General features: G+C 54.9%; 4 protein-coding genes. All 4 read left to right on the top strand.

The features are described from left to right. The first annotated feature begins 24 nt into the window (after positions 1–24). The gene (locus AC6I6H_RS10855) at positions 25–909 is read left to right on the top strand and encodes an AraC family transcriptional regulator (protein ID WP_497953785.1); all 885 of its coding nucleotides are present in this window, start codon (positions 25–27) and stop codon (positions 907–909) included. Positions 910–1,130: 221 nt separating this feature from the next. Then, positions 1,131–1,589, top strand: coding sequence for a hypothetical protein (locus AC6I6H_RS10860; RefSeq protein ID WP_497953786.1), 459 nt, complete (start codon positions 1,131–1,133; stop codon positions 1,587–1,589). 497 nt (positions 1,590–2,086) lie between these two features. Then, entirely contained in the window at positions 2,087–4,366 is a 2,280-nt protein-coding gene (locus AC6I6H_RS10865; protein ID WP_497953787.1) for a carbohydrate-binding module family 20 domain-containing protein, read from the top strand. A 260-nt stretch (positions 4,367–4,626) separates the two neighbouring features. Continuing rightward, positions 4,627–8,961, top strand: a 4,335-nt coding sequence (locus tag AC6I6H_RS10870) for a hypothetical protein (RefSeq protein ID WP_497953788.1), incomplete at its 3' end; no start/stop codon positions are given.

The raw sequence follows: 8,961 nt of genomic DNA on the forward strand, positions 1-8,961 counted from the left end.
TGACTGTGAAAGGAGGGAATGGCTTTGAACTTGCTTGAAGACATGAACAAGGCGATGGCGTACGTGGAGGAAAAGCTGGCGGATGAAATTGATTTCAAGGAATTGGCGAGACGCGCGCTGTGCTCGGAGTATCATTTCAAGCGGATGTTTTCCTTTCTCGCCGGGCTTCCGCTGTCCGAGTACATCCGGCGGAGGCGGCTGACGATGGCGGCATTCGACCTGCAGCAAACGGATCTGCGGATCATCGACGTTGCGGTGAAATACGGCTATCAGTCGCCCGATTCCTTTGCCAAGGCGTTTCAGCTTTTTCACGGCGTCATGCCTTCGGAAGCCCGGCAGATGGGCCGGCCGCTCAAAGTATTCCCGCGCATGACCTTTCAGTTGACCATCCAAGGAGGAACCGAAATGAAGTATCGTGTGACGGAAAAAGAAGCGTTCCGGATCGTCGGCCTGCACAAACGGGTGCCGATCGTTTTTCACGGCGTGAACCCGGCCATAGCATCCATGTGGCAAAGCCTGGACATGGAGACGATAACCGAGCTCAAAGGACTCTCGAATATCGAACCGTCCGGATTTGTAAGCGCATCGGCGAATTTCCCGGAAGGCCGCATGGAGGAAAAAGGGGAACTGGATCATTATATCGGTGTAGCGACGACAAAGGAATGCCCGGATCGTTTCGCCAAGCTGGAGGTCCCGGCGTCGACCTGGGCGGTTTTTGAAGCGGTGGGCCCTTTCCCGGAAACGCTGCAAAATGTATGGGGGCGGATTTACTCCGAATGGTTCCCGTCCTCCGTCTACGAGCAGGTTAATGGACCGGAAATTTTGTGGAACGAAAGCAAGGATACGACCTCGCCGCAATACCGGAGTGAAATCTGGATTCCGGTGAAAAAACGGGAGACAGTGCTTTAAGAGATATGAGCAATTTAAAAAAGTCTATCCGTTTGCCGCGGATAGACTTTTTACGATGAGACTAGCATGGAAAATGTAGCAGGAGGCCGGTTTACCGTCGCTTTCGATTGTCCGATGTGAACGATTTATTTGCCGCAGCGGCAGCTTTGCGAGGAATTTGGCTTTCCGTGTCGAATGGATACGGTGGAAACCGCTGCATGCCGGCGAGGAGGGGAACGGCTTTGTTTCATCCATGGAGTCTTTTAGTACCGCTTGTGATCTTGCTGCCCAATCTGTTTTTTTTCAAGTCCGAACCGCGCCATATGCCGGCCGAAAAGGCCGCGCCTCACCCGACGTTATCGCTCGCGGAGGGGCTTGGAAGGGCGGGGGTTACGCTGATTCCTTTGTTTTATGCTGTTCAGCTGCGGGAATGGTACGATATGCTGGCCTTGGCCGGGATGGCGGCCTCGCTTTTTCTGTACGGTTTGGGCTGGGCCCGGTACTTTCGGGGGGACCGGGAGTACAAGCTGCTGTTCGCGCCCTTGCGGTCGATTCCGGTGCCGATGGCCGTTTTTCCGGTTGTTTATTTTGCTTTTTCCTCGGTAGTTCTCCACGCTGTCCCCATGCTGATCCTAAGCGCGGTTTTTGCGGCTGGCCATATCCCGAACAGCTTGCGAGAATATAGACGTTTGGAAAACTAACGGTACCGGTTACGAATACATACGCTTATCAAACAGATAGAGAGGAACACGAAAAGGAACGCAGCCCGGCGCGGGCGGGCGGTTCCTTTTTTATTGGTTGGCGGCTTCTGAGCATCCGGCGCTGGGGGAGTGAGACTTGAGGACCACAGTCAGACGGACACGTATAAAGAGTGCAATTGCGCATATTTGTAATGCAAAAAAATCCATTTGCGCATTCGTTGGAATCACAAAAAACTGCAAGAAAGAGCGACGAAAGTCGAGAATTTATAAAGTGTGCTTATTATATATAAGAATAAGTCGGAATGGAGGTATTTACTTCTTTCCCCATTCGTAACATACTAAAATTGGAATTTACGCAAACGCTTGCACAAACGCTAGGTTCTCTCTGTTAAGGAGGTGACGCAGAAACAAACCGGAACACAGAGGCCATTTTCATTCCCGTTGTAAAATGCCATTTCATTGCGCCAGGCTAGAGCGAAGAAAAGGAGCGTGTTTGTATGAAAAAGAAAACAAGCTATTTGTGGAATGTCCTATTGAGCCTTGCGCTGCTGCTTCAGGTGTTCGGTTCTTCCTATTCCGTATATGCGGAAGGAAACCGTACGGGCGAGGCGCCGAGCGCCGATGCGGCCGCGGCGGCGAATTACGGGCTGCCCGCTAGAACCCAGGACGGGGTGATTTTCCACGCCTGGAACTGGTCGTTTGACAGCATCACGAGCCAGCTTCCGGCAATCGCCGAGGCCGGTTACAAATCCATTCAAACGTCTCCCGTCCAACCCGCCAAGGAAGCGCTGACCGAAGGCAGCAAATGGTGGGTGCTATATCAGCCGGTCGGCTTTTCCATCGGCAATTCGCAGTTGGGGAGCCGGGAGCAATTCAGGCGTTTGTGTGAGGAAGCCGAGAAATACGGCATCAACATCATTGTGGACGTCATTGCCAATCATACCGCCAATGCGGGCGGAGGCAGCCTGCAATATACGCCTGCAGCCAATGTCGACCCCTCGATCCGCAGCAATCCTCATTTCTGGCATGAAGCCAGAGGCGTCGAAAATTGGAACAACCGGTGGCAGGTGACCCAATGGGGCATCGGACTGCCCGACCTGAACACATCAAACCAGGAGCTTCAGGACAAAATCATTGCGTTTCTGAACGACGCGGTCCGTCTTGGAGCGGACGGGTTCCGGTTTGACGCCGCCAAACACATTGAGCTGCCGGGAGAAGACGGCGGGTCTAATTTTTGGACACGGGTTTTGGGGTCGCTGCAAAACCGGCAGAACCTGTTTCTTTACGGCGAGGTGCTTCAGGGCGGCGCGGACAATTTCGCAGGGTATGCCAATTACATGAATTTGACCGCCTCCAGTTACGGCCACAGCGTCCGGAGCGCCGTCGAAAGCAAAAATACGAATAACGCCAAGTTTTATAACGCCAATAATGTAAGCCCTTCCAAGCTGGTGACCTGGGTGGAATCCCATGATACGTATGCCAACGACAGCAACGAATCCACCCATCTGAGCGACTGGCACATTAAAATGGGCTGGGCTCTCGTCGCATCGAGAGCAGAAACGACCTCTCTGTTTTTCAACCGGCCGGCGGGCGGCGGCAAGTTCGCGGCCAGACTGGGCGATCCGGGCAATACGCTTTGGAAGGACCCTGATATTGCGGCCGTCAACGATTTTCATAACGCCATGGCCGGACAAGGAGAGTATTTGCGGACGCAAGGCAACGAAATCATGCTGATCGAACGCGGCGCGAAGGGAATGACCATTGTCAATCTGGGCGGGCACGCCCGTATTCAATCGCCCACGGGGCTGGCAAACGGCACTTACGTCAACAAAGCGGCGGGCGGCGGCACGTTTACGGTACAAAACGGCACGATTACCGGAGACATCGGCGGAGGAAAAATCGCGGTTCTATACGAAGCTTCCGTTCCCGGCCCCTCGGTCTCGATCGATGTGCCGGAGGGAGCGTTCTATACCGATTCGCTGGCCGTCAAAATGACGTTTGCCAACGCGCATCAGGCCAGCTATACCCTGAACGACGGGGTCCCGGCCGCCTTCCAGTCGGGCCAAACAATTCAAATCGGTGCGGGCGCGCCTTTTAACACCACATATGTTTTAAAACTGACGGCAACCGGGACGGCGGGCACGGCGGCGAAGACGTTCACCTTTGTAAAAAAAGATCCGGGCGCCGCTGCCCTGAAGGTTCATTATTATAAGCCTTCCGGTTGGGGCACGCCGAGCATTTACTATTACGACGACCGGATCGCTCCTGTAAAAGAAGGAGCGCCCTGGCCCGGCACGCCGATGAGGGAGGAAGGAAACGGCTGGTACTCCTATACCTTGACGGGCTGGGACCAGGCGCGCGTGATCTTTAACAGCGGCGGAAAACAGACCCCCGCTTCAAACCAGCCCGGGTATTTGGTAACCGCCAACGCCTGGATCAAAGACGGAGTTGTCACGGACCGCGATCCGGGCGGTCAAGGGCAGCTGGTTCCTGTTACTTTCCGGGTTCAAAACGCAGCAACCGTTCCCGGGCAAAACATTTACATCGTCGGGGACGTTACGGAACTCGGCGGCTGGAATCCCGCCTTGGCAGCCGGCCCGGCGGTCTGCCCGAATTATCCGGAATGGACGATCACCATTCCGCTGCCGGCGGGGAAAACCATTGCGTTCAAAGCCATCAAAAAAGACAGCGGCGGCAATGTCGTCTGGGAGAGTGGAGCCAACCGGAGCTTCACCGTCTCTGCGGGCGTTCCGGTACAGTTTGACTTCCGGAATTGATCCGCGAAACCGCTGATTTCAATGAAAGGACTCTATCTCTTCCATAAGAAGGGAGGGGGTCCTTTTCACTTTCCACCTGTAAAAGATTTCGATTGGCAATTATGCCGGACAGAAGACAGGAATACCTATATGTTCTCACTTAAACCAGTTCCTGATATGTTATAACAATTCTTATGTAAAAATTGTTCAGAGTTTGTTCAGAGGCGTCATGTATAATGGCAAAGGTTTCAAGACCACCAACATCATTGAGGAGGCACAACATGCATCACAGAAAGAAGCCGGCAGGCAAACGGTTGGTCGCATTGTTTTTGACGCTTGCTTTGATAGCAGGCCAACTGGCGGGAGTCGCCGGGACACGCAAGGCGGAGGCCGCGGATAACTACTATGCAGTATCCGAATATGTTTCGCTCGGCAACCCGGGTGGATTGGACGTCGATTCCGACGAAAATCTTTATGCCCTTTCTTCACAAAGCGCCATTATGAAGTATAACTCCAGCAAGGCGCAGTCGATTCTGAAAGATCCGCAAGGAGAATATTTTAACGATTTCATTGCTTATCAGGACGGCGTACTCTACACGGCCGGGAGATCCGGTTTCTTCAGCGATGAACTCAATTATTTTGTCTATCGTTATAATTATAACTTGTCGTCGCAAACGTCGGTTGTCACCACGCCGGACCGGATCGGCGGCATCCTCGTTTATAACAACAATCTCTATGTGTCTTACCCGGACAAGAATCAGGTTCGGAGATACCGGGTAACCGATATCAACTCCGCCGGCCAAGTGTTTGCGGGCGGCGGCACCTCCACCGTATTGTGGGGGTATGCGACGGATGTACAGCTGGCTGCTCCCACCGCCCTTGCGGCGGACAGCCAAGGAAACATTTACATCGCGGAAAGCGGTGCAAACCGGATTGCAAAAGTGGCGCCTAACGGGATCATCAGCAACTTTGCCGGAAACGGCGGCGCTCCCGAGGACAGGGACGGTTACGCAGCTTATGCGACCGGCATCGGCAGCCCGACGCTTCTTACGGTGGACAAGCAGGACCACATCTATTTTTACAGCCCGGATGACCGGAAGATCAAGATGGTAGACCGGTACACCGGCTCGATTTATACCATTTTGGGCAAGAACAACGTGGACGGCCAAGAAAATCCTTATACGCCCGACTTTAGTGAGATTAGTGGAATGGCCGCCAACTACAGCAATGACAACAAATTGTATATCAGCGTGCCCTATCAATCCTCCACAAATCTTGGAAACAAAATTTACACGATCAGCAAAAGCTCATACCAGCCTGCGCCGGCTCCTTCCGTCGTAAGTCTGACCGGGCCCGAGCCGGGCCATTACAAAGCGGGAGAGAAGCTGATCTTTAATCTGCACATGAGTGCGCCGGTCACGGTGCAGGGAGAGGTATTCCTCCAGTTTTATGCCGGAGGGCCGGATTCCATCCCGCAGGATGCGCGTTATGTCGGCACCGATCCCGAATCGGGGGCCTTGCAATTTGAATACACCGTTTCGGATTATCAGAACGGTCAAGTATATGCGATGCAATTGGTTTTGAACCAGGCGAACATTGGGGACAGCCAAGGACGCGAAGCGGATTTGACGCTGAACGGCGTTTCGCTGGACGGCATCATCCTGGACACGACCGCTCCCCAATGGGACGTTGACTATCCGAAAACGGATAATGATGTAACCCATAACAGCGCGACGGTCAAGGTTAAAATGAACGAGGACGGGAAGGTTTATTATAAACTGGTTCCCATGGGGCAGCTGAGCCCGAGCCCTGAGGAGTTCCTCCAAAACTACGACGGTTCCGTCGATGTCCTGTCCAACGAGGAAAAATCGGTTCCTCTGACCGGATTGAACCCGGATTCTTATTATGATGTTTTTTTTATGGGGACCGATAAGGCGGGCAATGCCACCCCGCACACGATTTATACAGGGTTTTTGACGAAGGGGCAGCCGGATCTTACCCCGCCCTCAGTCAATGTGGTAGCCTCCGAAAACAGCGGCATCTTCGGCAAAGGGCAGGACATTGTTTTTGCAGTCGGCTTTGACCGAGAAGTAACGGCTGCCGATGCGCCGAGACTGGAGCTTCAGATCGGAGATAAAACGGCTTGGGCTCAATACGCGGGAATTGAACCTCCGCCCTTTGAGCGGCTCCTGTTCCGGTACACGGTAGCGGAAGGAGACCTCGGACTGGTTCAGCCCGTAAGCTTGAACCAGGAGCTCGGGACGGTGAGAAGCAAAGCCGGCGTGAACGCCGGTTCGCAGCTGACCAACATTGCCATCAGCGGCATCCAGGCGGACGGTCAGGCTCCCGCTTTTGCAGCGGGCTATCCGCGGACGGATGGGAATTTGAACAGCGATCAAGCGCGCGTCCTGGTATCGTCCGACGAGCCGGGCACCGCCTATTATGTAGCGGTAAAGGATGGCGCGGCAGCGCCGACAGCCGAGCAAATCGTCAATGGGCTGAACGGCGACGGAGCCCCGGCGGCGCTGAAAGGCCAGTCGGAGCTGAACATCGAAAATTCGGCTGAATTTTTGATAACCGGACTTGAAACCAACGGGAATTACTCGGTTTATGTGGTTTTGATCGACGGCTTCGGTAACCGTACGGCCGTTCCCGCGATGACGACCATTCAAACCTCCGCGGCGCCGGCTCCGAAAGTCAGCGAAATCAGCGGCCCGGAATCCAGGAAATACGGCATCGGAGGCAGCATGCTGTTCCAGGTTGCTTTTGACAGCCCTATTGAAGTCACCGGCACGCCGGTCCTTCAGCTCAAAATCGGGGAAGGGCAAGGCACCACAGAATTTGTGAGCTGGGACCCGGTCACCAAAAAAATCTTCCTGACTTATACCGTAAAAGAAGGCGATTCCGGTGTCATTGCACCCGACAAGCTTGTGCTGGACAACGGGACGATTAAGAACAGCGCGGGCGTAGCGGTTGAAACCGCCGTTACCGTACCGCTGAACGGAGTGCTTGAAGCGGACGGCATCCGTCCCGAAATGGCGGCCGGGTACCCGCTTGAGGACACCGGAGCAACGCAAACGATGGCAAGAATGAAGATCAAGAGCAGCGAAAAAGGAAACTTGCATTTTGTGGCGCTGCCGCACGGCGCGGCAAAACCTTCGGTAGATCAAATTATTTATGGACAAGATGCAAATGGACTCGCGGGACCGGTCAGCGGAATGACGGCCGTGGAACAAGAGACGGAGCATTCCGTTTACGTGACCGGTCTGAAGGCGGACCAGAAATATGACGTCTATACGGTTTTGACGGATGGCGTATACAATCGGCAGGCTGAACCCAAAATGGTTATCCTGACGACAACGGAAGCGATCGACCTGGCCGCTCCCGCGATGAACTGGCTGGTCGGGCCTGATGCAGGCACGTATGGAATCGGCACCAAGCTGACCTATGAAGCCAAGTTTGACAAAGAGGTTACCTTAGAGGGACACCCGGCAATTTCTTTGAGCATCGGCGATCAAGTTGCATTCGCCAAATACAGCGGCGTCAACCCGATGACAGGAGGGCTGCAATTCACGTATACCGTGAAAGAAGGCGACATTGGCCCTGTTGTCCCCATCCTGCTGGAGCAAGCGGAGGGAAGCATCGAAAGCAAAAACGGCGTTCCCGCCAACGGCACTTTGGTTACTGATCAACTCAATGCGGTGCAGGCTTATGCCGTGAAGCCGGCCATGACGCCGGGCTACCCGAAAGCGGGCGGCGAAACAACGCCGGACGGAGCAAGCGTGCTGGTGCAGTCGGACAAACCCGTCACCGTATTTTATGTGGTGGTAACGCATGGATCCGGGCAGCCGACCGCTGAGCAGATCGAAAACGGCCTTGATGCGGACAATGAACCGGCTGTAAAAAGCGGAAGCATTCCGACGCTTGGGCTGGTGGAAGAAACGCTGACGTTAGCCGGTTTGCAGCCGGGGACAAGCTACGATGTTCATATCATAGGACGGGATACCTTCGGCAATCGGATGAATCCCGTCAAGTATGCAGTAACAACGGCATCCGCTCCGACGCCGACGCCGGTAGATCCGACGCCGACACCGGTGAATCCGACACCGACGCCGACACCGGTAGACCCGACGCCGACACCGATAACCCCGGCGCCGACGACGAACCCGTCCACGCCGACCCCGTCTCCGACGCCGAAAGTGGAGACGATCACGGTGGACGTGGAGAACGGCGGGACGAATGACGGCAGCGTCGTGGCAAAAGTGGAAATCAAACGTACGACCGACAGCGGCAATCGCAAAACCGACAGCATCGCGATCACCTCGGCGGACGCCGAGAAGCTGATCGGGCAGCTGAAAACCGAAGGCTCGAACGCCGCCCGGGTGGTTGTGCCCGATGCGGCGGACGAAGTAGCCGAGCAGCAATTGCAGCTGCCGCTTGCAGCGGCCTCGCTGCTGAACAAGGAAGGCGTAAGCCTGGAGCTCTTTACGCGCAACGCCAAAGTGAACGTGCCGGGCACGTCCTTTGCAGGCATCGCGGAGGACCTGTTCTTCCGTCTGGTGCCGCTGAAGACGGAAGCCGAGCGCCAGCAGGTCACCGAGCGGGCGAAAACCGAG

Source organism: Gorillibacterium sp. sgz306347 (assembly GCF_059735245.1).

Coding starts and splice junctions, on each gene's coding strand:
- AC6I6H_RS10865 (WP_497953787.1), top strand. CDS start 2,087: ATGAAAAAGAAAACAAGCTATTTGTGGAATGTCCTATTGAGCCTTGCG.